1 protein-coding gene is annotated in these 260 nt (G+C 65.4%); it reads right to left on the bottom strand.

The annotated features are described in order from the left end of the window. Positions 1-260 (bottom strand): hypothetical protein (locus JI665_RS28385; RefSeq protein WP_206846312.1); only part of this gene is annotated, 260 nt, incomplete at both ends.

Genomic DNA, 260 nt, shown 5'->3' with positions numbered 1-260 from the left:
AGATCATGGCGGGGGTTTGGCTGACGCTGGCGGGCAGGCATTCGGCAAAGCTCTGTGCCTCATCGGGTCGCTGCATATTGGACAACAGCCCCATCAGCAGCGGCGCAAGCTCGGGCGTCTGTCGCTTCTTGTAGCGCCTGTCGAGCAGGGCGAAGGCGGCTTCGGTCCGTTCTTCGGCCTGCAGGATCTTTGCCTCGAACCGGTCGCGCTCGAGCGCCTGTTTGTCTGGCAGCGCCCGGACCCGTTCGCGCGCCTCATCG

This window comes from Bacillus sp. NTK034 (genome assembly GCF_017303275.1).
Lineage (GTDB): Bacteria > Bacillota > Bacilli > Bacillales > Cytobacillaceae > Cytobacillus.
This window is presented reverse-complemented; position numbering and strand designations above follow the sequence as displayed.